The sequence below is a fragment of the Pseudoalteromonas sp. SCSIO 43210 genome, from assembly GCF_054133285.1.
This window is the reverse complement of sequence record NZ_CP087225.1, coordinates 1,641,280-1,665,621: the sequence shown is the minus strand read 5'-3', so window position 1 is coordinate 1,665,621 and position 24,342 is coordinate 1,641,280. Positions and strand designations below refer to the sequence as shown.

19 protein-coding genes are annotated in these 24,342 nt (G+C 38.4%); 7 read left to right on the top strand and 12 right to left on the bottom strand.

Going from position 1 to position 24,342, the window contains the following annotated elements:
• Window positions 1-55: 55 nt before the first annotated feature.
• Window positions 56-1,897 carry a DUF885 domain-containing protein gene (locus LOS73_RS07145; protein ID WP_457934744.1) on the bottom strand — a complete coding sequence of 614 codons (1,842 nt, stop codon included), beginning with the start codon at window positions 1,895-1,897 and terminating at the stop codon, window positions 56-58.
• 154 nt (window positions 1,898-2,051) lie between these two features.
• Between LOS73_RS07145 and LOS73_RS07140 the strand changes: the two genes are divergently transcribed.
• Both LOS73_RS07140 and LOS73_RS07135 read left to right on the top strand, forming a co-directional pair.
• Window positions 2,052-3,329, top strand: coding sequence for a Xaa-Pro dipeptidase (locus LOS73_RS07140; RefSeq protein ID WP_457934743.1), 1,278 nt, complete (start codon window positions 2,052-2,054; stop codon window positions 3,327-3,329).
• A 319-nt stretch (window positions 3,330-3,648) separates the two neighbouring features.
• Window positions 3,649-6,069 carry a TonB-dependent receptor gene (locus tag LOS73_RS07135; protein ID WP_457934742.1) on the top strand — a complete coding sequence of 807 codons (2,421 nt, stop codon included), beginning with the start codon at window positions 3,649-3,651 and terminating at the stop codon, window positions 6,067-6,069.
• A 130-nt stretch (window positions 6,070-6,199) separates the two neighbouring features.
• Here the strand turns inward: LOS73_RS07135 and adhP are convergent, their stop codons facing one another.
• Complete coding sequence (adhP, locus tag LOS73_RS07130) at window positions 6,200-7,210, bottom strand: alcohol dehydrogenase AdhP (protein ID WP_096794615.1); 1,011 nt, start codon at window positions 7,208-7,210, stop codon at window positions 6,200-6,202.
• A gap of 207 nt (window positions 7,211-7,417) precedes the next feature.
• Here adhP and LOS73_RS07125 point away from each other — a divergent pair, with 207 nt between their 5' ends.
• A complete protein-coding gene (locus LOS73_RS07125) occupies window positions 7,418-7,963 on the top strand; it encodes a GbsR/MarR family transcriptional regulator (RefSeq protein ID WP_033015088.1) in 546 nt (181 codons plus the stop codon).
• Window positions 7,964-8,003: 40 nt separating this feature from the next.
• Here the strand turns inward: LOS73_RS07125 and LOS73_RS07120 are convergent, their stop codons facing one another.
• Both LOS73_RS07120 and LOS73_RS07115 read right to left on the bottom strand, forming a co-directional pair.
• A complete protein-coding gene (locus LOS73_RS07120) occupies window positions 8,004-9,020 on the bottom strand; it encodes a lytic murein transglycosylase (protein WP_007377615.1) in 1,017 nt (338 codons plus the stop codon).
• Window positions 9,013-9,300 (bottom strand): YcgL domain-containing protein, encoded by a 288-nt coding sequence (locus tag LOS73_RS07115; RefSeq protein ID WP_008134235.1) that lies wholly within the window; start codon window positions 9,298-9,300, stop codon window positions 9,013-9,015. The genes LOS73_RS07120 and LOS73_RS07115 overlap by 8 nt, the downstream gene beginning before the upstream one ends.
• A 155-nt stretch (window positions 9,301-9,455) precedes the next feature.
• Here LOS73_RS07115 and minC point away from each other — a divergent pair, with 155 nt between their 5' ends.
• From minC to minE, 3 genes are read left to right on the top strand one after another with little or no spacing between them, the layout of a single operon-like run.
• Window positions 9,456-10,160 carry a septum site-determining protein MinC gene (minC, locus tag LOS73_RS07110; RefSeq protein WP_457934741.1) on the top strand — a complete coding sequence of 235 codons (705 nt, stop codon included), beginning with the start codon at window positions 9,456-9,458 and terminating at the stop codon, window positions 10,158-10,160.
• Window positions 10,161-10,165: 5 nt separating this feature from the next.
• Window positions 10,166-10,975 (top strand): septum site-determining protein MinD, encoded by an 810-nt coding sequence (gene minD, locus LOS73_RS07105; protein ID WP_007377618.1) that lies wholly within the window; start codon window positions 10,166-10,168, stop codon window positions 10,973-10,975.
• 1 nt (window position 10,976) lies between these two features.
• A complete protein-coding gene (gene minE / locus LOS73_RS07100) occupies window positions 10,977-11,240 on the top strand; it encodes a cell division topological specificity factor MinE (RefSeq protein WP_007377619.1) in 264 nt (87 codons plus the stop codon).
• Between the two features lie 155 nt (window positions 11,241-11,395).
• On the opposite strand, the gene rnd is transcribed toward minE, so the two are convergent.
• The 3 genes from rnd to LOS73_RS07085 all read right to left on the bottom strand — a co-directional run bounded on the left by rnd (window position 11,396) and on the right by LOS73_RS07085 (window position 15,197).
• Complete coding sequence (rnd, locus tag LOS73_RS07095) at window positions 11,396-12,526, bottom strand: ribonuclease D (protein ID WP_457934740.1); 1,131 nt, start codon at window positions 12,524-12,526, stop codon at window positions 11,396-11,398.
• Window positions 12,527-12,577: 51 nt separating this feature from the next.
• Complete coding sequence (gene fadD / locus LOS73_RS07090; RefSeq protein ID WP_457934739.1) at window positions 12,578-14,230, bottom strand: long-chain-fatty-acid--CoA ligase FadD; 1,653 nt, start codon at window positions 14,228-14,230, stop codon at window positions 12,578-12,580.
• A gap of 115 nt (window positions 14,231-14,345) precedes the next feature.
• Window positions 14,346-15,197 (bottom strand): alpha/beta hydrolase, encoded by an 852-nt coding sequence (locus LOS73_RS07085; protein WP_457934738.1) that lies wholly within the window; start codon window positions 15,195-15,197, stop codon window positions 14,346-14,348.
• 391 nt (window positions 15,198-15,588) lie between these two features.
• Here LOS73_RS07085 and LOS73_RS07080 point away from each other — a divergent pair, with 391 nt between their 5' ends.
• Window positions 15,589-16,878, top strand: a complete 1,290-nt coding sequence (locus LOS73_RS07080; protein ID WP_008138575.1) for an alkaline phosphatase — start codon at window positions 15,589-15,591, stop codon at window positions 16,876-16,878.
• A gap of 98 nt (window positions 16,879-16,976) precedes the next feature.
• On the opposite strand, the gene LOS73_RS07075 is transcribed toward LOS73_RS07080, so the two are convergent.
• From LOS73_RS07075 to LOS73_RS07055, 5 genes are all read right to left on the bottom strand, one after another.
• Window positions 16,977-17,306, bottom strand: coding sequence for a hypothetical protein (locus tag LOS73_RS07075; RefSeq protein ID WP_033029686.1), 330 nt, complete (start codon window positions 17,304-17,306; stop codon window positions 16,977-16,979).
• A 68-nt stretch (window positions 17,307-17,374) separates the two neighbouring features.
• Window positions 17,375-18,076, bottom strand: a complete 702-nt coding sequence (tsaB, locus tag LOS73_RS07070) for a tRNA (adenosine(37)-N6)-threonylcarbamoyltransferase complex dimerization subunit type 1 TsaB (RefSeq protein ID WP_008138578.1) — start codon at window positions 18,074-18,076, stop codon at window positions 17,375-17,377.
• A 9-nt stretch (window positions 18,077-18,085) separates the two neighbouring features.
• Window positions 18,086-20,002: an ATP-dependent DNA helicase gene (locus tag LOS73_RS07065; RefSeq protein ID WP_008138579.1), complete on the bottom strand. Its 1,917-nt coding sequence runs from the start codon at window positions 20,000-20,002 to the stop codon at window positions 18,086-18,088.
• A 106-nt stretch (window positions 20,003-20,108) separates the two neighbouring features.
• Window positions 20,109-21,965 carry a M28 family metallopeptidase gene (locus tag LOS73_RS07060; RefSeq protein WP_457934737.1) on the bottom strand — a complete coding sequence of 619 codons (1,857 nt, stop codon included), beginning with the start codon at window positions 21,963-21,965 and terminating at the stop codon, window positions 20,109-20,111.
• Window positions 21,966-22,054: 89 nt separating this feature from the next.
• Complete coding sequence (locus LOS73_RS07055; protein WP_457934736.1) at window positions 22,055-24,247, bottom strand: M4 family metallopeptidase; 2,193 nt, start codon at window positions 24,245-24,247, stop codon at window positions 22,055-22,057.
• Window positions 24,248-24,342: the final 95 nt, after the last annotated feature.

Below are 24,342 nucleotides of genomic sequence, written 5' to 3'. Positions count from 1 at the left end.
GCTGTAAATGGCGCAAAGCCAATACCCTTTCAAAGTACTGGCTTTGCGCTACAAATTAGCTTTGAGATTTAACCCAACGCTTAATTTTTTCCTCTAGGATTGGCATTGGTAATGCGCCATCAATTAATATTTGCGTGTGAAACGCTTTAATATCAAATTTATCACCCAGTTGTTTTTTAGAAAAATCACGTAACTCTTGAATTTTAAATTGCCCTAACTTGTAAGAAAGCGCTTGTCCTGACCATGCAATATATCGCTCAACCTCTGCAATTACATCGCTCTTTGCCATAGACGAATTTGTAAGCATGTAATCTATTCCCTGCTGACGCGTCCACCCTTTTGCATGAAAACCGGTATCAAGCACTAAACGCATTGCACGTAATTGCTCATCCGATAAACGCCCGTACCACATGTAAGGGTCGGTAAATAAACCTAGCTCTTTGCCTAAGCTTTCTGCGTAAAGCGCCCAACCTTCTGCAAACACGGTATAACCACCAAATTTACGAAAATCAGGTAACCCCTCTATTTCTTGCTGAAGTGCTATTTGAAAGTGATGACCTGGGGCTGCTTCGTGAATCGATAAAGTTTCGAGTAAAAATTTAGGCTGCGCTTTTAAGTTATAAGCATTGATATAAAAAATACCTGGGCGAGAGCCATCAGGTGCCGGTGATGCGTATGATGCACCAGCTGCAGACTGTGCTCTGTATGCTTCAACCGCTTTTACAACGTAAGGTGCTTTGGGTGCGATGTCAAAAAGCAGAGGCAAACGCGCGTCTATTTTTTTCTTAACGTTTTCATATGCCGCAATTAACTCCTCAGGCGTGTCGTAGTAAAATTCATCTGAATCACGTAAATGATCAAAAAATTCAGATAGTTCACCTTTAAAGCCTACGGTTTCTTTTACTTTTTTCATTTCGCTTAAAATGCGCGACACTTCACTTAAACCAATGTCATGAATTTCGTCTGCAGATAAGCTAAGCGTTGTGTTTTTCTTAATTTGGTATTCGTACCACGCTTTACCGTTTGGTAAATCACTGTAACCTACGCTTTCTCGACTATTTGGAATATACTGATTAGCTAAAAAATCACTCATGCTTTTATAAGCCGGTACTAAGTGCTGCATAATCAATTGACGATACTGCGCTGTAGTTTTTTGCTTTTGCTGTGCGCTAAATGATTCTGGTAATTTTTTAATTGGTCCCCAAAATAGTGAATCTTCGGCATTTTTAACTACATGAGCTGCAAATTGTGGCTGCAATTTTTCAGCAAGTGGTTTTGGTAACGTAATACCTAGTTTAATGCCTTGCGCCATTGAACGCTCTACACTGGCAAGCCACTTTACAAAACCTTCGCTACGCGAGATAAAAGCCGTGTAATCTTCAGCGGTATTAAACGGCTGAGCACTTTGGCCTGAACCAAAACCTGCAAAGGTGTTATGCGCACCCGCCATTTGATTTATTGGTAGTAAATAATCAGGAAACTGCATGCCTTCTAATTTAAGTGCGAGGTCGCGCTCTAATATTTCAAAACTTAAAAGCGACTGCCCTGTTAACTGTGCTTTATCTATAAAGTTTAAGTGCTGTTGATATTTTTTATAAAAAGCCGCTTTTTTAACTCTATTTTCTTTTGAAATCGCAGGCGTAAATTGGTCGTTAAACTCATTACGACCATTGTACGTTGCGCTGATAGGGCTGTATGTGAGCGATTCATCGTAATACTGCGCAACAAGTACATCGAGTTGTTGCTCTGCCGAAAGCTCTGAAACAATACCTGCCGATGCGTTAACGGTGTTTAACTGCGCACTGGTATTAGTGTGTGTACTAAACCCAGTATTCATACAGCCACTTAAAGCAAACATAACGCCGCTGGCAACTAATGCTAATTTAATTGATTTCATGATAATCCTTTTTAATATCGTTGTTCAATTATGCGCATTAAACCGTGCTTAATAAAGAAATTACGATAGATTGCATTCATCGTATTAAATTTGCACTTTTATCTGAACTTGTTACATTTCTATTAATTCAAATATGATTTAAAAGAAAAATAAAATGAAAAAACAACTACTCAGCACCTCTATTGCCTTACTTTGCTTAACCACTTTTAATACCTATGCAGTTACATACCTATCAGCTAAAGCCATGGTTGATGTTGAAGATGGCAAGCTCATTAAATCCCCCTTAATTACTATTGATGATGGCGTGATCACTAATATTGAACAAAATAAAAAACCAACGCTGACTAAAGATGATAAACATATTCAACTACCTGATTTAACCCTTATGCCAGGTTTAATGGATATGCATGTGCATTTAACGAGCGATCCTACGGTTCCACGCAGTGAACGTTTAGGCCAGTCAGTTCCTAGAATGGCGATTAAAGCGGCTCATTTTGCCAAAAAAACCTTAGAAGCTGGATTTACAACAGTACGTAATGTTGGCGCAGAAGGTTACAGCGTTATAGCCGTGCGTGACGGCATAAATGCGGGTGACATAGTTGGCCCTCGTATTTGGGCTGCAGGCCCATCACTCGGCATTACTGGCGGGCACTGTGATAACAACCGATTACCTCCTGAGCTTAAATATACTTCAAGTGGCGTCGCAGACGGTCCATGGGCTGCGCGTATAAAAGTACGCGAAAACATTAAATACGGGGCAAACGCTATTAAGTTTTGCGCCACAGGTGGAGTATTTTCAAAAGGGACTAAAGTAGGTGCACAGCAGTATTCTTTTGAAGAAATGAAAGCCATTGTTGATGAAGCCCATATGCGAGATTTACCTGTTGCAGCTCATGCACACGGTACAAGCGGGATTAAAACAGCCATTAAAGCAGGTGTTGATAGTGTTGAACACGCCAGCTTTTTAGATGACGAGGCCATAGCGCTTGCCAAAAAGCATGGTACTTGGCTTTCTATGGATATTTATAATACCGAATACACGCTAACTTATGGCGAGCAAAACGGCGTAGACGAAGAAAACCTAAATAAAGAACGCCAAGTATCTAAAAGGCAGCGTGATAGCTTTAGCCGTGCTGTAAAAGCGGGTGTGAAAATGGTGTTCGGTACCGATGCAGCAATTTACCCGCACGGAGATAATGCAAAACAGTTTAGCCGCATGGTTAAGTTTGGCATGACAGAGCTGCAAGCAATCCAAGCATCAACGATTAATAGCGCGAAACTATTAAAAGTGGATGATCAGTTAGGACAAATTAAAGCAGGCTTTGCCGCAGATATAATTGCCGTAAAAGGCAATCCATTAACAAACATATCCCTTTTAGAGCAAATCCCTTTTGTTATGAAAGCAGGTGTTGTGTATAGAGCTAAAAAATAATACCGAGCTTTGGGTAAAGCCGCTATTTTCAGCGCTAACTGTGTTGAACTTACTTACCAAAGGCCACAAAACCTAATAAAAGGCTGAATAATTAAAACTCAGCCTTAATTATTTTTTAACATATACATTTTCTATTTTACCAAACTACTCCCAAACTAAATGTTAACGAATTTGCATTAATGTTTATAAAAAATCACTTAAAGCTCAAATATAAAGCAATCAACTCTATTAAATAAAAATTATTGAACTTTTTATTCACTTTAAAAACAATAACCATTATCATTCGCGCAAATAGTTAAATACGAATGCTTATCACCTTATGAAAAAATTTAAATACTCATTACTTACCTTAGCTTGCTTTAACGCGCACGCAGCAATCGCAGCGACAACCTCTGTTGAAGACGATATTGAACGCATCAGCGTATACGAAAAACAAAACCGCGTTGTAATGAGCTCTGGTCTTGCTACTAAGTCAGACATGTCTTTAATGCAAACACCCGCACCGGTTGTAGTTATTGACCGTGAATTAATTGAATCTCAGGGCGTTGATAGCCTTCAAAATTTAGTAAGGAACGTAAGTGGCTTAACGCAGGCTGGCAATAACTATGGTATTGGTGATAATTTAGTAATTCGTGGTTTAGACGCAAACTACACCTACGATGGCATGTACGGTGGCGCAGGTTTAGGCAATACATTTAACCCAACTCGTTCACTTACAAATGTTGAATCTGTTGAGGTTTTAAAAGGCCCTGCAACAGGTTTATATGGCATTGGCAGTGCGGGTGGCGTAATTAACCTAATTGAAAAAAAACCAGAGTTTGAAGAAAAACACAAAGTAGCGGCTGAGCTTGGCCAGTGGGATAGCTATTCATTATCATTTGATAGCACTAACGCTATAACAGATGATTTAGCTTATCGTGTAATGGCTAAAACAGCGTCAAGTGACGGCTTTCGTGATTTAAAAGAAGATCGCGATGAAATTTATACCTCACTTAAATACGTGCTTAATGACAGACAAAACATCATACTTTCTGCAGCCTATATAAAAGATGAAATAGCGGTTGATTCTATTGGTCACCCTATTCGTATTTACAATGCAGAAACTGCAAACGGCTTAAGCGCGGGTGAAGTAACTGGTGCCGATTTAGTAAACGATCCGACAGGAAGCGGCGTACAGTTAAGTGACGCACAACGCGACCAACTTGCTAATTCACTATCGGCATCTGATGGTTTAACACCTTACAGCTTTGGCACAAATGGTATAATTTCGCCAATGGCAGATGCTAATGAAGGTGAAGAACTGCGTTTTAAATTAACGCATAACTATTATATTACTGACGATTTGTTTTTAAACCAGCAGCTACAGTACCGCAACTACACATCAAGTTTTGCACGCCAAACCGGTGCTTATAACTACGTTTATTCAACGCGCAGTAACATTATTAATAATGACCCTCGTGCACCTTTAGTTGAAGACGGCGTACTTTACCCGTATGCAGCACGCCGCCAAGAATACCGCCAAGTAGAAGCCGATGAAAAATCATGGCAGTACTTTTTAGATTTACGCTATGACTTTATGCTAGGCGACGTAGATAACGAGCTACTTGTTAACGCAAACTACGAAGATAGAGATATTCGTTTTAAACAATTCTCAATATGGGATCAAGATTACGTACTCACAAACAATGATGGTGATGTAACGTACCAAGGTTCATTGCCATATATTTACGACATCAGAGAACCAAATTGGCCATCGGGTAGCTTTGATGATTACGATCCGCTTAAAACAAGCAACTATAATAAAAAAGTACAAGCATGGGGCTTAGGTATTCAACATGTAGGTTATCTAACGGAAGAGCTTACAACGCGTATTGGCGTGGCATATAACCGAATTGAGCAAACTTACGAGCACTTTGGTGTAGATGCTCGCTATAGGGCAAGCCGTGCAGAACCGACACCCGAAGCGAGTACATCAGATTCTGGCTTAACGTATAATCTGGGGGCAACGTATCAGCCATCTGAAGATTTATCTGTATTTGTAAATCATTCAAAAGGCCGTACAGCGTATAGTGTATTAGGCTCTGTGGCGGGTAATGAAGCTGACCGAGAAGATTCAGAGTCTATAAGTAACGACTTAGGATTTAGATTTAAAGCATTTGATGACCAACTACTGGCATCTGTTGTTATATTTGAAAGCGCTCGTACAAATTTAGAATATGCAAATCCACTTTATGACGCTTTAACATCAAGCTCAGATGTACCTGAAAGCTATTATGATGGTAAAGAGCAAACAAAAGGTGTTGAGCTTGATTTAAACGCTTACTTGAACGATAAATGGAAAGTAAACGTAAACGGTATTTATCAAGATGCACGTGACAAAAGTAATCCTAACAGCAGCAGTTACGACACACGCCAAAAAGGTGTGCCTTACGTAACAGCAAGTACGTGGGTAACCTACTACGCAGATATGTTTAACTTACCTGAAGCTTTGAATATAAGTGGTGGTATTACGTTTGTAGATAACCGCAGTACTAATTCAAGTTCGTTCTCGATTCCTGATGGTTATGTACCAAGCTACACGATTTACGATACAGCGGTATCGTACACCACCGATAAATGGCATATGCAGTTAAACTTAAATAACTTGTTCAACAAAAAGTATTACTCAAAAGCGATGTTTTTAGGTGGTATGCCAGGGGAAGAGCGTAATGCAAAACTAAGTTTTAGTTACACACTTTAACTAGTTAACCTGAACTCTGGATAATAAATCTATCTCAAGCAGCTATTTTCAGCGCTCAGGTTAGTTAAATACTTAAAAAGCACGGTTTTTAGAAACCGTGCTTTTTTGTTTGATGAGCGCTTAATTTAGGTCAGATAGTAACCACTATGCGACCGTTAATTTCACCTTTGAGCATATCGTCAAAAATTTCGTTAATGTCCTCTAAGCGCTTTTCTTCAATAATTGCTTTTACTTTACCTTGAGCAGCAAATTCTAAACATTCTTGCAAATCTTTACGTGTACCAACAATAGAGCCCACTACTGACACGCCATTGAGCACTGTATCAAAAATAGGAAGTGGCATATCCTCTGGAGGTAATCCCACTAATACACATTTACCGCCACGGCGTACACTTTTATAAGCTTGTTCAAACCCTGCTTTAGAGACCGCAGTACACACAACACCATGCGCGCCACCTACTTGTTCGAAAATAGCTTCACTCGGAACCACGTCTTTAAAATCGAGTGTTATATCTGCGCCAAGCTCTTTAGCAAGCGCGAGTTTTTCTTTGCCTGTATCAACAGCTATTACATTAAAACCCATTGCTTTGGCGTATTGAACCGCTAGGTGCCCAAGACCACCGACGCCAACAATAGCAACCCACTGCCCTGGTTTTGCACCAGATACTTTTAATGCTTTATAGGTTGTAACGCCTGCACAAAATAATGGAGCGGCCTCAGAAAATCCTAACCCCTCTGGTATTTTTACAACGTAATCGCCATGGGCCAAGCAATACTCTGCATAACTACCATCAATAGAATAACCAGTATTGTGCTGCGATAAACACAGTGTTTCTTTACCATCTAAACAAAACTCACAATGCCCACATGCACTATATAACCAAGGAATACCCACTCTATCGCCAACTTTAAGGTGTTTTATGTTACTGCCTAGCTTTTCAATAACACCAACCCCTTCATGCCCTGGTACTAGTGGCATTTTGGGTTTTACAGGCCAATCACCATGACAGGCATGTAAGTCAGTATGGCAAACACCACAGGCTGCTATTTTTACTAGTACATCGTTAGTTCCAACTTCAGGAATTGGCAGGTCAGTAATTTCTAATTTACCTTTATATTCATTATTTATTGCAGCTTTCATAATCATTCCATCGTATGTAAGAAGTCGTAAGTTAAAAAAAGTATTTTCGTCAGGTTATTTAAATAACATAACCTAATATAGGCGGATACAAGTTAATCTAAATCAAACTTTAGTAGCGAAAAACAAATTTTACACTGCGTAAGATCTTGCTATCCAAAATCAGCGTGCTAGCATTTACTTTCTGAAATTATTGAAAGTTAATAAGCTATGAGTTTATCCGAAAAGAATTTTGCCTTTGTAATGCATTGTGGTGAGATGGGCAGCCGCTGGGGATTCAATCGTACCATCGGACAAATGTGTGGTTTGCTGATTATTACTAAAAACCCAATGACAGCCAATGAGATTGCAGATGCGCTTAGTATTTCTCGCGGTAATGTAAGTATGGGTATTAAAGAGCTACAATCGTGGCAGTTAATTAAGGTGCAACATATACCTGGAGATCGAAAAGAATACTACGCCCCTGCAGGTGAGATTTGGGATATGGCTAATCGTGTTTTCGAAGAACGAAAAAAACGAGAAATAGAGCCAACGCTTACGCTTCTACGCGATAACTTATTAGATGAAGCCAGTAATGACGATGAACTTTACGCGCAAAAACAAATGGGGGAAATTCACAACCTACTTGAAACCGTCACTAAATGGTCATCAGAGCTGCAACGTTTAACGCCAGAGCAACTTAATAAGCTGATGAAGCTAGGTTCTGGAATTGGTAAAGTTATTGACCTAAAAGATAAGATATTCAAAAAAGAATAAAGCCGCAATTGCGGCTTTATTTATAGGTATATTTCAAAAATTATATTTTTGGATAACCAATTCTATCCGACAAGTAACCTACGCTAGTAGCAAAGTAATACGAGCGATTCCAATGCATAAACACTTTGTAGTTATCGTACGCTAAATACATACGACCATTTATGTCATCAGGCATAACCAGCGCAGCACGTACGTCTACATTAGGTAAATCAGAACCATCAGCTTTACGGACACCCAGTGCTTGCCAATCAGCTAATGAGCGCTCTGAGTCGTTCCAATATTCTAACCACTGCTTGCGTGTTTTTGTTCCACGAACTAAAACATATTTACTATCAAAATCTTCAGGTAACTGAACTTGGCGACCCCAAGTAAGTGAGTCATTCCAACCCTCTTGCTTTAAATAATTAGCAATTGAAGCAAATGCATCTTCCTTTGTAGTCCAAATATCTTTGCGGCCATCGTTGTTGTAATCAACCGCGTAGGCATTAAATGAAGTAGGCATAAATTGTGTTTGCCCCATTGCGCCTGCCCATGAGCCTTTAAATTTATCAAGCGTTATGTGACCTGATTTTAAAATATCCAGTGCAGCCCAAAGCTGGCGTTTATAAAGTGCTTCTCGGCGTCCATCAAAAGCAAGCGTCACTAATGATGAAATAACGTTATGACCACCTTGTATAGTGCCAAAGTTACTTTCAAGTCCCCAAAGCGCGACTATAAAGCGTGATTGTACGCCAAACTCTTTCGCTACTTTTTCAAGTACCTCTTTGTTTTCTGCGTAAAGCTTACGTGCGCGGTCAATTTTCCATTGTGGTACACGTTTTGGTAAATACGTTTCAAGGGTTTCTTTTACTTCTGGCTGGTTTTTGTCAGCCGAAACCACTTTTTCTTTATACGTTGCTGTTGCAAACGCATCGTCAATAAGTTTGGCCTCATAACCTTTTGCAATAGCTTCTTGCTTTAAATTAGCTAAATAATCTTGAAAATCAGCCTGAGTTTTTGCAATCACAGGTGAGCTTAAACATACACCACATAATATAACGATAAGTTTTTTAATCACTATCAACTCCATTGTCTTTTCGTAATTGGCTTAGCAAATTTTGCTCAGGTGGTGGAATTTGTAAGTAGTAGCCTTTATCAGGGTTTGATAACGCTGCTTTTACAGTTTCTAAATCTGCCCCACCTAAATGCTCACGTTTTGCTAAATTGATGATCATCACATAAACAGGTTGACCAAACATAGTCATCAAAGGTTCCGGAACTTTACTAAAATCATCTCTTTTTTCAACAAATAAGAACGTATCCGCTTTTTTCTTACTTTTATATACTGCAGTGAGCATTATGGCCCTATAAATTCTTGCTTAACAATGCCGCACACTATAACATGAGAGTAATAATAAGTTAGAAAAATTAGATTAGAAATTTCATTAAAGGCCTTATTCAGCCTATGTTTATCTAAGATTAATTTCTGATCAGACAATTCAATTGAGCGTGTATGTCGGACCAAATTTTTGAGTTAAAAGGGAATCTTTTTACGTTATCAGTTTTGTATCTCTATACTACTGATATAAACCTTTTAGCAGAACAACTGTATATAAAAATAGCCCAAGCACCTAAGTTTTTTGAGGGTGCACCTATTGTTGTTAACTTAATTGAGATAAAAAATAGTTCACTCGATTTTGTTCACTTAAAATCATTAATCGAGCGGATGAGTTTTAATGCTGTTGGTGTGTGTAATGGTTCTGATGAACAACACATAGATGCGAAAGCTGCTGGGCTCTCTGTTTTAAATTATTCACAAGACGTTAAGAGTGAACCTGTTAAACAGGAAACTAATACGTCTATCATTGAAAAAAATGTAATTTTACCAGCACAAATTATCAATGGTGCTGTACGTTCGGGACAGCAAGTTTATGCAAAAGACAGAGACCTAATTGTGTTAGGTGCTGTAAGTCATGGCGCCGAAGTTATTGCCGATGGTAATGTGCATATATACGGAACTCTTCGCGGGCGGGCTATCGCCGGTGCAAAAGGATTAAAAAATGCACATATATTCTGCCAAAAATTAGAGGCAGAGCTTGTTTCCATTAATGGTAATTATTGGATCAGTGATTCACTCCAAGGTGAGCATTGGGGAAACGCCGTGCAAATACAACAAAAAAATGAATCATTAGAAATTTCAGCTTTGGTTAAAGGATAAATCTCATGGCAAAAGTAATTGTCGTTACCTCAGGTAAAGGCGGTGTTGGAAAAACAACATCAAGTGCTGCAATCGGCACAGGCTTAGCACTAAAAGGCTATAAAACTGTTATTATAGATTTTGATATTGGTTTACGTAACCTAGATTTAATTATGGGTTGTGAACGCCGTGTGGTTTATGACTTTGTAAACGTAATCAACGGTGAAGCAAAACTTAATCAGGCGCTTATTAAAGACAAGCGTGTTGATAAATTGTTTTTACTCCCTGCATCGCAAACGCGTGATAAAGACGCATTAACACGTGAAGGTGTTGAACGCGTACTAAACGAATTAAAAGAAGACTTTGATTACATTGTTTGTGACTCGCCAGCTGGTATTGAAGCCGGTGCAATGATGGCAATGTATTTTGCTGACGAAGCAATTGTGACAACTAATCCAGAAGTGTCGTCAGTTCGAGATTCGGATCGTATTTTAGGTATTTTACACAGCAAATCGAAACGTGCTGAAGAAGGCCTAGAAAACATTAAAGAACACTTACTATTAACACGCTACAATCCTGATCGAGTTGCTAAAGGTGAAATGTTATCAGTCGAAGACGTACAAGACATTTTAGCTATTGATTTATTAGGTGTTATTCCAGAATCTCAAGCGGTACTAAGTGCATCTAACTCAGGTCAGCCAGTTATATTAGACAGTGAATCTGACGCTGGGCAAGCTTATGCAGATGCTATTAACCGCTTACTCGGTGAAACCGTCGATTTTCGCTTCTTAGATGTAGAGAAAAAAGGCTTATTTAAACGGATTTTTGGAGGTTAACGTGTCTTTACTTGACTACTTCCGCTCAGAAAAGAAAAACAGTGCGTCATTAGCAAAAGAGCGATTGCAGATCATTGTCGCGCACGAGCGTTCTCAACGAGGAACGCCGGATTACTTACCACAATTAAAACAAGATATTTTAGATGTGATCCGTAAATACGTGAACGTAAGTAGCGATGCGGTACAAGTTCAATTCGATCAAAACGAAGATGATCTAGCTGTTCTTGAGCTAAACGTTACGTTACCTGATGAAGAAAAGAAGTAAATATAAAATGGGCGCTTAAAGCGCCCATTTTATTTATATCTGCTTTGTAATAGCGGCTCTAAACACCTATGCTTTGATCCTCTGCGCTGAACTAAAAGTTTTTCACCATGCAAATCAACAGATAAATGTCACACAATTAAAGGGTATATTTAATCTTAAGTATCCCACTCTTTTAGTGCATCTTGAACATATGAATAACGCCAAGAGCTAAGTAAGTCAGGCTTTATATGACTCTTTTTTTGCTCATTAGTAAGCTTCCAATTCCAACTGATCAATTGATTAATTTGCTTTTTAGAAGCCATAACGTCTTCTGGTATATTGTGCTCTTTAGCTACTTTGGTGATTTTTTGCTTTATATCTTTAGCAACTTTTTTGTAAGTAGGAAAATCAATTAAGCGCTTAAGTACTTCGGGGTGCTCGCTCTCAGGTATTGCTTTAGCTGCTTCAATACATTTTAGTACCTCAACACCAGAACGATTAACTTCTATAGCTTCAACACCAGGAATTTGACGAAGAGCATTTAGACTAGAAGGGCCACGTTTTGCAATTTCAGTCATGTTATGTTCTTTTAAAACAAAATTAAGCGCTAAGTTTTTTCTAATTGCTTTATTTCGTCGCCAAACAGTAAGTTCTTTTAATACAGCCAGCTCATGTGGTTTAAGTTGCCATGCATTTTTAATATCTTTATATAAAAGCTCATCGGGTGTTTGAAACGCACGTTTATTAGCAATTAATTCGCTTTCATTAATAACAATATCAAATAAATCAGCTGCTTTAATACGCTCAATAATTAATTTAAAACACGGCAGCAAATGAAATGTGTCAGCTGCTGCATAATCAAGTTGTTTAGTCGTTAACGGACGTTGCAACCAATTAGTACGCGATTCACTTTTATCTATTTCAATACCCAGCAGCTCTTTTACCATAAGCGCAAAACCCATACAGTTGCCTTCACCTAGCAATTGCAGTGCAAATTGTGTATCAAATAACGGCGCAGGGACAAAGCCTGCGTATTTTTGAAATACTTCAATATCCTCTGAAGGTGAATGTAATACTTTTAAAACGGTGGGGTCTTTTAATATTTGCCAAAAATCAAACAAAGAAAGTTCAGCCAGTGGATCAATCAAAGCTAAATGCTCGCCATCAAATACTTGGATAAGTGCAACTTCTGGATACAAAGTGCGACGACGCATAAACTCGGTATCAATAGCTAAAATAGGCTTGTTTTTTATTTGTTCAACAAAAGTGTTCAGTTGATTTTGTGTTTCGATTAATTGATATTGCACTTAGTCTCCTACAATAAAAAAGCCGGCTATTGCCGGCTTTTTTATAGGTTGCTAATCTTTCAAGGCTCTTCTGAGTATTTTACCTACATTAGTTTTAGGTAATTCATCCCTAAACTCAACGAGCTTGGGAACCTTATAATTAGTTAAATTATCACGACAGTGATTTATTATATCTTTTTCAGTCAAAGAAGGGTCTTTTTTTACAACAAAAACTTTAACTTGTTCACCGCTTGCATCATGTGGAATACCAATAGCTGCTACTTCAAGCACACCTTCGTGCATAGCGATAACTTCTTCAATTTCATTTGGGAAAACATTGAAACCAGAAACAATAATCATGTCTTTTTTACGATCGACGATAAAAAAGAAACCTTCCTCATCATAGGTTGCAATATCACCTGTTGCAAACCAACCATCTTTTAAACATTCAGCGGTTGCATCTGGTCGCTTGTAGTAACCAAGCATTACCTGAGGCCCCTTAACGCATAGCTCACCAGGCTCACCTTGTGCAGCCTCTTCACCATTATCAAGAATTAACTTTATATCAGTATTTGGCGCTGGTAAGCCAATAGAACCGTTGTACGCTTTCAAATCGTAAGGACTGATAGTCACTAAAGGAGCACATTCAGTAAGGCCGTAGCCTTCCATTAATTTTGAGCCAGTTACTTTTTGCCATTTTTCAGCGACTGGACGTTGAACGGCCATACCGCCGCCTAATGACATTTTCAAATGGCTAAAATTAAGTTCAGCAAAACCTGGAGTATTTAACAAGCCATTAAATAACGTATTAACACCCGTAATGGCAGTAAATTTTGTTTGTCCTAATTCTTTAACAAACCCGGGCATATCGCGCGGATTAGTAATTAATAAGTTTAAACCACCATATTTCATAAAGGTTAAGCAGTTAGCCGTTAATGCAAAAATATGATAAAGCGGCAATGCGGTAACAACAACTTCTTTACCTCGTTCCAATACTTTATCTAAACAGCCCGATACTTGCTCAAGATTCCCCACCATATTACCGTGGCTCAGCATTGCTCCTTTAGATACACCCGTTGTACCACCAGTGTATTGCAAAAAAGCTAAATCGCTTAAGTTCATTTCCGGGCGTTTATATGCATCTGCATCTGCTTCTAACAAGTCAGAAAACTTAATCGTATTAGGTAAATTGTATGTAGGCACCATTTTTTTAACGTGCTTAACAACAAAGTTTACTATGTGTTTTTTAAGGCCACCAACCAAATCGCCTACTTGCGTAACTACGATATGTTTAACATCAGTATGTGCAAGTGATTTTTCAAGCGTATCTGCAAAGTTTGCAAGAATAAAAATTGCGGTGGTATCAGAGTCTTTTAATTGATGCTCTAACTCACGCACGGTATAAAGTGGATTAACGTTAACAACCACACAACCCGCACGTAAAATACCTAAAATTGATATCGGCGTTTGCAATAAATTGGGCATCATAACAGCGACTTTGTCGCCTTTTTTGAGACCTAAATTATTTTGAATGTAAGAAGCAACTTTTTTGGTTGCTGTATCAATTTCGTCATAAGACAGTGTTTTACCCATATTAGTAAATGCAGGTAAATCTTTGTAGTCACTAAAACTTTTTTCGAACACTTCGAGTAACGAGTTGTAATGCTCAGGATCGATTGTTTCAGGCATACCCTCTGGGTAGCGCTTAAGCCAGATTTTTTCCACTCTTAGCCCCTGTTTATAATTATATTTTTATTAACCTTAATCTAAGTAAGGCACTTTAACAATTGAGCAAATACTCTAATGCGGGAATAATCCCACATTTATCGACAATATACAATTAACGTGCACCACTTTGCACCATAAATGCTTGAATATATTCAAAACATTCGTTACTACTTTGCATATGACAATGATGTCCACCACTAACATTAATTACACTTAAGTTACTGTAATAACTAATATACTTAGCTAAATTCTGTTTTACAAACGTATAACCTTCATTACCTATAATTAATTGACATGGTGCAATTAAATCTTTTATTGCACCAATACATTGCGCTTCATCAAACCTAAAACCTGAGTGATTTTTAAGCTTTGGGTCAGTCGTTAATTCAAACCCTCCATCGATTGCTTTTATGTTTCGATTCATTAAAAGCATAATTAGTTCATTATTCAAATCGGTAGTTTGTGAGCGTGCTTCATAAATTAGCGTTTTCGATTTATAAATTCTCGATTTCTTATTTTTTAATCTTGCTCTATTTAATACCGCATTTTTTAACTGTTCGCATACATCTTGGCTAGGGGTTGTAACGCAGCCAATGCCTTCAATAAAGGTAACCGACTTAACATAATCGTTAAAACAGCTAGCAAAAAGTCCTGCCACCATGGCTCCCATCGAGTGACCAACTAAATGTACTTTTTTTACACCAAGCGCATTTATAAACTGGTATAAATCATCAATATAATCAACAAAATAATAGTGAGCATCTTGACTTCGCCAAGATGACAAACCGTGGCCTGCAAAGTCAATACAGTACCAAGTATGCTCAGGCTCAACGCCATCAAGCATAGGAGCAAAGCTATTACTATTATCGAGCCAACCGTGCAGTGCAATTACAACATCAGCGCCCGACCCTTTCTTTTGACCATGAATATTTAAATTGTTGGTTTGAATATTAAATGGCTGCACACCAAACCTCTTGTTGTTTTTAATGCATTGTCATTTATAGCATACTAGTTGTCAGACCACTAACATCTCCCTATTTGTTCAGCCTTGATGAGACTTTCACTCAATAAATAAAAAACAAAGTAACCATTAATTTTCAATAAGTTAAATAAACCCTAAATTTAAGAAAAGATCAATTTTCTAAAAACTAAACAGCGTTTTAATCTATTGCATGTTTTTATAAATAATAACGAGTATAAATACTGTGAATGACAGCTTTAATTACTATTTATAACCTATCGGCTTAAATAATCCACCTACCGAAATGGTTTCTTACAAATATTCATTTATTTATCATACTAACTCTATACAATAAAAGCGGCTATTAAATAAGGTACACTCATAAGGTACAACCATGAAAAAACAGATCAGCTTATTGGCACTTTTATGCGCCACATCGGGTGTTTACGCAGAATCAGCACCTAAAAATGTAATTTATATGATTGGTGACGGCATGGGTCCGGCTTACACCACTGCTTATCGCTATTTTAAAGATGACCCTGCCACTAAAGAGATCGAAGGTACTGTTTTCGATACAATTTTGAAAGGTATGGCACATACTTATCCTGACGATCATACTTATGTAACCGACAGCGCAGCAGGTGCAACAGCACTGAGTAGCGGTCATAAAAGTTACAATGGCGCAATTGCAGTAGATACAGACAAAAAATCAGTTAAAACCATGCTTGAAATAGCAAAAGAGCGCGGTATGACAACAGCGCTTGTAGCAACATCACAAATAAATCATGCCACTCCAGCAAGCTTTGCTGCACATAATGAATCGCGTAATAACTACGACGATATCGCCAACGATTACATTGATAATAAAATTGTAGGTAAATTACCTGTCGATTTAATGCTCGGTGGTGGTACTCAATACTTTATTAGAGACGATCGTAATTTAGTTGATGAGTTTAAAGCTGCTGGTTATCAATACGGTGACGATATTAAAAACCTTGGCCAGATAACAAAAATACCAGCCATTGGCTTATACGCACCTAAAGGGCTGCCTTTCGCACTTGATGAAAATCCAACTCGCCTAACTCAGCTCACATCTAAAGCGCTCAATTTGCTAGATGACCAAAACAAGAATGGTTTTTTTGTAATGATTGAAGGCAGCCAAATTGATTGGTGTGGTCACGCAAACGATATAGCCTGTGCAATGGCTGAGATGGATGATTTTGCTAAATCAATAGAACAAGCAAAAGCGTATGTTGATAAAAACAAAGACACTATATTAGTCATAACGGCCGATCATTCAACAGGCGGGTTAACCCTTGGCGCACATGGTCAATACAAATGGGAAACTGATGTAGTAAAAGGTGTTAAAGCAACTGCTGGTAAACTAACTCAACTTTTACTGGATTCTGATGATTTAAAACCAGTATGGACTGCTAACACCAATATTGAATTTACAACTGAAAACCAAATAAAACTTGAGCAAGCTAAAAAAATGGGTGAAAAAGCGCTTAATTTAGCTGTTAAAAGCATTATTAGCGATGCAAGCTTTACTGGCTGGACAACTGGCGGACACACCGCTGTAGACGTGCAGGTATTTGCTTATGGTAAAGGCAGTGAACAATTTATTGGATCGCAAAACAATACCGATATTGCTGATAAACTAATCGGCTTTATTGAAAAATAAAAATTATATTTCACTTTGAATGACAAAAAGCCCGAACACATGTTCGGGCTTTTTATTAAATCTTATAGCTATATTCAAGTAAAGCGCGGTAATGCACTTTAAGCGTATATATCAACGCCTATTAAATTTTGTACTTCTGCTCTGCGTTCTAAATTAGCAAATTCAGTATAAGTAGAAATCGCTTTGCTTACTTGAGCTGTCGGTTGGTCGTAAATTGTTTGCCTGTATTCATTGCTTTTAGCACTGCTTTTAAACAGCTGATTAGCCAGTTCAACACCCTCGACACTGCTTTTTACATAATCGGTATTCGTTTTTTTAGCAGCCGGTTGGTCTAATAAGCTCTGTGGTTTATTAGTAACAACTTTGGTAGAGCTAACCCTACCCGGAATATCTCCGGTAAAAAAACCTGAACCAATAGGCAGCGTCATTACGCGTCTCCATCCTTAATAATGCATAAAATTATGATTTAAAAACAACCAATTTGCAAATAATATGATTACTCACGTCCTGGTAGCTTTTTCCAAGTCACCGTATCGCGCACATATTTAGGCTGAGCGTCGCTCGCTTTTACAACATCACCCGTTAAAAAAGCGGCTTCAACATGCGCTAACATATAACGTGCATCAGGCAATGTAATATCAGTATTAATTGTCACGTTTTCAAAGTCATTAAGCGCATCAGGATAGGTTTTAAAGCCCGTGCCCACTGCTACAGATGGCTCAGTGGTTGCTATATACTCATTGTTTAGTAAATCAGGTTTTATAACGCATTCTTGGTTAGCTAAAAGCATTAGATTATTTTGCGCTTGGTAATGTGCAAAGTATATCTCCCCCATACGCGCATCTATACTTGGATAAACACTCAGGCTGCCGTTTTGTTCAAACGCTTGTTGCGCCATAATTGCAAGTGTAGAAACACCTACTAGCGGTAAGTTAGTTGAGTACGCTAAACCCTGCGCTATTGCTACACTAATACGTACACCAGTGAAACTACCTGGCCCTTGACCAAAACCGATTACATCTAAATCTTTTAATTTGCAGTTTGCTTTAGTTAACAGCTCATCCACGAGTGGAAGTATTTTTTGGCTGTGCTGCTGCGGACACTCTTCAAAATGATGAAATGTTTGGCCCTGAAAATGTAAAACAATTGAAAGCGCCTCAGTAGAAGCATCAAGGGCTAGAATGTTACTTTTTATCATTTTATTACTCTAATTAATTTGTTGTAAAAATTTATTGGCATCTTCTAAACTTCGTGTTCGGCGCATTGGCGGTAAGCTTTTTAAAAATACTTGGCCATATTGTCGTGTAACTAAGCGATTATCACATATGACAAGTACACCTTTATCTTTGCTATCGCGTATTAAACGCCCAACACCTTGTTTAAGTGCAATAACAGCTTGTGGCAATTGTATATGCGCAAAAGGGTCTTTCCCCTGCATTTGGCAATCTTGCATTTTAGCTTGTAATAATGGGTCATCGGGTGCTGCAAATGGCAATTTATCAATAATAACACAACTTAACGTACTGCCGCGTACATCAACACCTTCCCAAAAAGAAGCCGTGCCGAGTAATACCGCATTACCATGACGGGTAAATTTCTCTAAAATAATACGCTTAGACATTTGCCCTTGCATATAAACTGGGTAGTCTATTTGTGTAGTTAGCCCTTCGGCTACCAAATGCATCATTCGATAGCTAGTAAATAATACAAAACAACGCCCTTGTGCTGATTTTATAAGCTCAAGCGTTAATTTTACAATTGCATGGGGCATATTATCGGCGTGTGATTCGGGTAAGTAGCGAGGTAAACACAGCAGCGCCTGATTAGGGTAATCAAATGGGCTATCTACCATCATGCTTTGCTTTGGTTTTAAACCTAGGCTTGCATTAAAATGCGCTAGTTTGTTGTCAACCGAAAGTGTTGCTGAAGTGAATACAAAACCTGCGCCCGTGTCTTGCATCATTTGAGCAAACTTAGCTGATACATTTAATGGCGTTATATTAATCGTTAAATAACGGCGCGTTGTTTCATACCAATAACTAAAGCCGGTTTGGGCTGTATCAAAAACCCGCTCTAACTGCCCTTTAAACGCAAGTGCACGTTCAAATGGATGCTCAATTTTGTCGCTTCTATCTAGGCAAAGCTTAAGTACTTGGTAAACAAAATCTAAATCACTGATCACACGATGAAGTGCTGCGCATATTTGTTTATCACTGAGCTTTTCACGCCAATCGCCACGGCTGCCATCAACGCCAAACTGTAATCGTAAATCAGCAACGCTTGTCTCAAGCTTATTTAAGCTTTTACCGAGCTGCAGCATATCGGGAATTTCGGCTCTATAAATAGCACGTAAGTCATTAATTAAGTCCACCAGCTTTTTAGTGCTAACACTTTCACCAAAGTAATCGCTGGCAATTTCGCTTAACTGATGGGCTTCATCAAATATGTAAGCATCTGCTTTTGGCATAAGCTCAGCAAAGCCGCTTTCTTTTACGGCCATATCGGCAAAAAACAAATGATGGTTAATCACGACAACATCGGCATCGGCCGCAGTTAAACGTGCTTTGCGTATATAACAACTTTGAAAGTCTGGGCATTCTTTACCTAAACAATTATCGGCTGTTGAATTTACATAAGGCAGTACTTTGGCATCATCCTCTATACCAATACAATCAGCTAAATCGCCTGATTGCGTTTCGCTGGCAAATTTAGCAACCATGGCTAGTTGATGCATAACATCAGAGTCGTCCGTAGGTACATGTGCAACATGCTGATTAAGCCTGTATGTACATAGATAGTTTGCACGACCTTTTAATAGGGCCGTTTTTTTAGAGGCGCTGAGCGCTTTAACTAATTGAGGTAAATCGCGATGGTACAGCTGCTCTTGTAGGGCTTTAGAGCCTGTCGATATTATCGTTCGGCCTTTTGATTTAAGTGCTGGGGCTAAATATGCAAACGTTTTACCCGTACCAGTACCGGCTTCAACGACCAATTGCGAACTGTTTTTTAATGCATCAGCAACGGCGACAGCCATATCTATTTGAGGTTGGCGAGGAGTGTATCCATCTAAAGACAACGCCAAAGGCCCGGTTGCGCTAAACAGTTGTTTGATAATACCAATCACTTTACAATAAATAATAGCGGGATTTTACGTAAGCTAAACATCAAGGGCAAGTAATTAAGTAATCGGTTTGAGTATATAAATAAGGGAGCAGAGCTCCCATTAGTTATTATTGCGCATTTATAGTTAAGGTTATTCCACTAGCTGCGCTGTACCCCTTTAAGTCAATATACCACTTGCCCGCTTGTGGGTTGGTAATACTACACGTTTCAGCATTACCATTTTTATATGGTCTACATTGATATACAGATTCAGTTGATTGACTGGCAAAATTCACATATAAATCGGCATCGCCTGAGCCACCAGCCATAGTTATATTTAAAGAGGAATACCCTGCTTCTAAGTCTTGTGTAAACCGCCCCCAATCTCCCGTAGCAACACTAATATCAGTTTCTGTTCGATTAATGGGTTCAATCGCTGTTATTTCACTATAACTGGCAATAAGAGAAACATTAGCAATAGAGTTCCATGCTTCTACCATAACGTAATAAATACCGTTTTGGGCACTCGCAATATCACAACTTTCATTGCTCGATGATGTTGTACTTTTACAATCAAAATTTTCTAATGTAGGCGCTGTATTAAATTTAACATATAAGTCTGCATCACCGCTGCCACCTGAGGTAGTAAAGTTTAAGTTACTTGCATTATTAGGTACCTGTAGCGTATAGATAAGCTGCGCTTTAGCATCACCTGCAAGGCCAGAAACTGCAACACCATTTTGTAACTCATTATTAGCTGGTGGCACTATATCACCAGCATTTTTTGCCATTTCAGCTAAATAACTCACAGCAAGTTTTGCAAATTTACTAGCGTGGTCAGCATCAAAATTAGCGTCATTCTGTGTATGAATTAACGGATTAATATCAGCCATCCTAGATTCAAATGGCATTGATGCTGCAAAGCCTTGTTGATACCATGATGCATGATCAGAACACCCATACCCACATTGGTCAAAACCATAGGTAATGTTAGGTAAGTAGGAATCAATTAACTGACCTAAAAATTGGTTTTGAGCATTTGTAGTGTAATCAGTCATCATTACAATATCTTCGCTACTGCCATTGTTTCCAGTCATATCAAATTGCACCATGCCGATCACATTTTTTCCTTGTGATTTATAAGATGAAGCAATATCTTTTGAACCTCTTAAACCAACTTCCTCTGCAGCAAAAGCCATTATATGAATTGTTTTTTGCGGTTTATAATCATTTTCAACAATCGATCTTAACACTTCAGATAATACAGCAATCCCCGATGCATTATCATCAGCCCCTGGTGAGCGACCGTTGCTTGGATTTGATTGATTAATTGAGTCTAAATGCCCACCAATAATGACAATTTCATCAGCCTCTTCATCTCCTTCAATAGTAACAATGACCGACGACTGCGCCCAGCTATGAGTAAAGTAATCAACATTTATATCATTACGTGTAGCTGCTAACTGTTGCCAGTAATCTTTTAGCCATTGTGAGGCATCTACCCCAGTTTGAGCCGTGTAATAGCGATTATAAAAGCTACTCATCGAATTAACTGTGTTCGTCAAATTATTTGGACTAATACTATTTATTAATTGCTGAGTTGTTTGCGGATTGTCAATGCTATATGTAGCAGCTAACGCACTTAGATTTTGAACGGCAGCTAACTGCTGAGTGTATTCATTAGCCTCGATTAACGAATCATGAGCAACAAACCCTCCACAGCGATGATAATTATCATGCATAAACTCACTTAAATGAGCAATATTTGCAGGCCTTATTTTTAACAAATTCACTGTTTGTAATGTTGTATCTTGTATACTCAATAATTCATCATTTGGTTTAAGCGAGTTTTGAACCTGTTTATAATGTTTGGCTGCAACGGGATCTATCGTTACCCAAACACTTTCAGTGTCTTGTGCGTATGAGGGTTGGGTAAGTAATAAAGTACTAGCACTGAATAGCATAATTTTTATCGCGTGTTTCATTAATTGATACCTTTTAAGTCGAGTAGTGCCTTTGAGACGAGGAAGTTTTGAAAAATAAAAAAGGGAGCGAATGCTCCCTAGAAATTAACTTAATTGGCTGAAATACTTAATGTTATACCGCTTGCCGCGCTATAACCTTGTAAGTCTATATACCATGTACCTGCTTGAGGATTTTCTATCGTACACGTTTCAACGTTTCCATTTTTATATGGGCGGCACTCATAAGAGCTAGTACTAGATGCTGAACCAAAATTTACATATAAATCAGCATCACCAGAACCACCGGCCATTGAAATATCGAGTGAAGAATACCCTGCATCTAAATTTTGCGTAAAGCGTGTCCAACCACCTGAAGCAACGCTCACATTGCTTTCTGTACGGTTAATTGGCGAAACACCTCCGCCAGTAGACCCGTCATAACTACCTGTTAATGAAACCCCTGAAATAGCATTCCATGCCTCTACCATAACGTAGTATGTACCCGCTTGAGCACTACCTATAGAGCAGCTTTCAGTACTTGTAGAAGTTGTACTGTTGCAATCATAAGTGCTAAGTGTCGGTTTGCTTCCAAATCGTACGTATAAATCTGCATCACCAGAGCCGCCATTAGTATTAAATACTAAATTGCTAGCACCCGCTGGTACATCAAGTGTAAAAAACAACTGCTCTTTAGCTGAGCCACTTATACCAGTACGAGTAACGCCATTAGATAACGCTTCATCTTCCGCTGGCGGAGTGGTTGTGCCACATGAACTACCCGAACTTAAATTAGAGTTTACGCCAACAGCACTTAGGGCTGCTTTAACAGCACTTGGATCGTAATTTAAATCACAAGCTGCATCCATAACGCCGTTACCAGCAAGATCCCAGTTAGTGCTTGCAGTCCAATATAATTGGTTTGCACGTGCCATCACTTTAAATGCCTTTTCAGTATCCCAACCAGATGTAGTTGCTAAGTTATAAAATGCTTTATTAAACACCCCAGAACTATAATGAACATCCATTCCTGAAGAGTAGCTTGATTGATTATCAATTGATCTACCATCTTGTGTTGGATTATTCATGTAACGAAGAGCACCGTTGCCTTTAAATATATCTTTACCAACTAACCAATCGTTTGTGCCTTTCATGTAAAATTCAGCCGCTTCACCAGCCATATCAGAGAATGCTTCGTTTAAACCACCTGACTTTCCACTGTAAACTAAACCTGAGTTTTGCTCAGTAAAGCCGTGGCTTACTTCATGAGCTGATACGTCTAGGCTAACAAGTGGATAAAACGTATTTTGGCCATCACCAAAGGTCATCGCACTGCCATCCCAAAATGCATTTTCATAGTTACTACTATAGTGAACTCGCATTTGCAGTTGGAATGAAAGCGGCGGCGTACCAATCCAATCGTTATACATATTAAAAATTACGTTACCAAAATAATGTGCATCATTAAGTGGCGAATAGGCACCATTAATTTCTTTAAAGGTATTTTCAGGACATGTAAATGAATATGCACTTGAGCCACTAGTACCACCATTTAGGTTAATGGTTTTTACATTAGTGGTATTCATTGAACAGTTATTGCCCGCCTGACTTACATTTAAGCTATCAAAATCAGTGCCATAAATGTATTTCCCGGTTTTTAGATTACCACCTGGGCCTGTCGCATCAGCATGTTGAAGGTTATCAAAGCTAAAAAGTACATCTCCAGAATTTGCATCTATGATTTGATATGGACGTGATGGGTTACTTCCGTATGTAACATAAGACACTTCATAAACCAAATGCGCTTCACCTTGCTCATCAACCCAAATGGCTAATTGTGATTTTTCATTATGTTTTTCTAAGCCAACAGACTTTATCGCTGCAGATGATTTTTGCAATCCCTTAGCTACTGCCAATTTTTGATTTAACTTTGGAGTAACTGTGTCAATATCGCTTGATATATCATATACAGCAGCACCATGAGCACGTTTAAGTTGCCCATTATTGTTAAACGTCAAGCTCACCGTATCTCCAATTACCGGTAATCCATTATATACTTGTTGATAACGACGAGTTGTATCACCGTTATTACTTTTTATTTCTTTTAATACAACCAGCTCATTTCCTGCCTCTAAACCTACTAACTGATCAGGGCTAACCATCAATACAGAAGACACACCATTTTGTGCTGAATTATTTATATTTGCTTGTTGATTTAAATATTTTTTATTTGCAGCTACTGCGCTTGTTGCTTGTACCAAAGTAAAGGCAGCAAGTGTTGCTATTGTGATTTTTGATAAATTCACGTTTACGCTCCATTTGTTTATTTGTTTGAATATACTTTTATTAATCGGTACATCTTGTTCCCGATTAAAGCAATCCTAGGCTACAAATCATACAA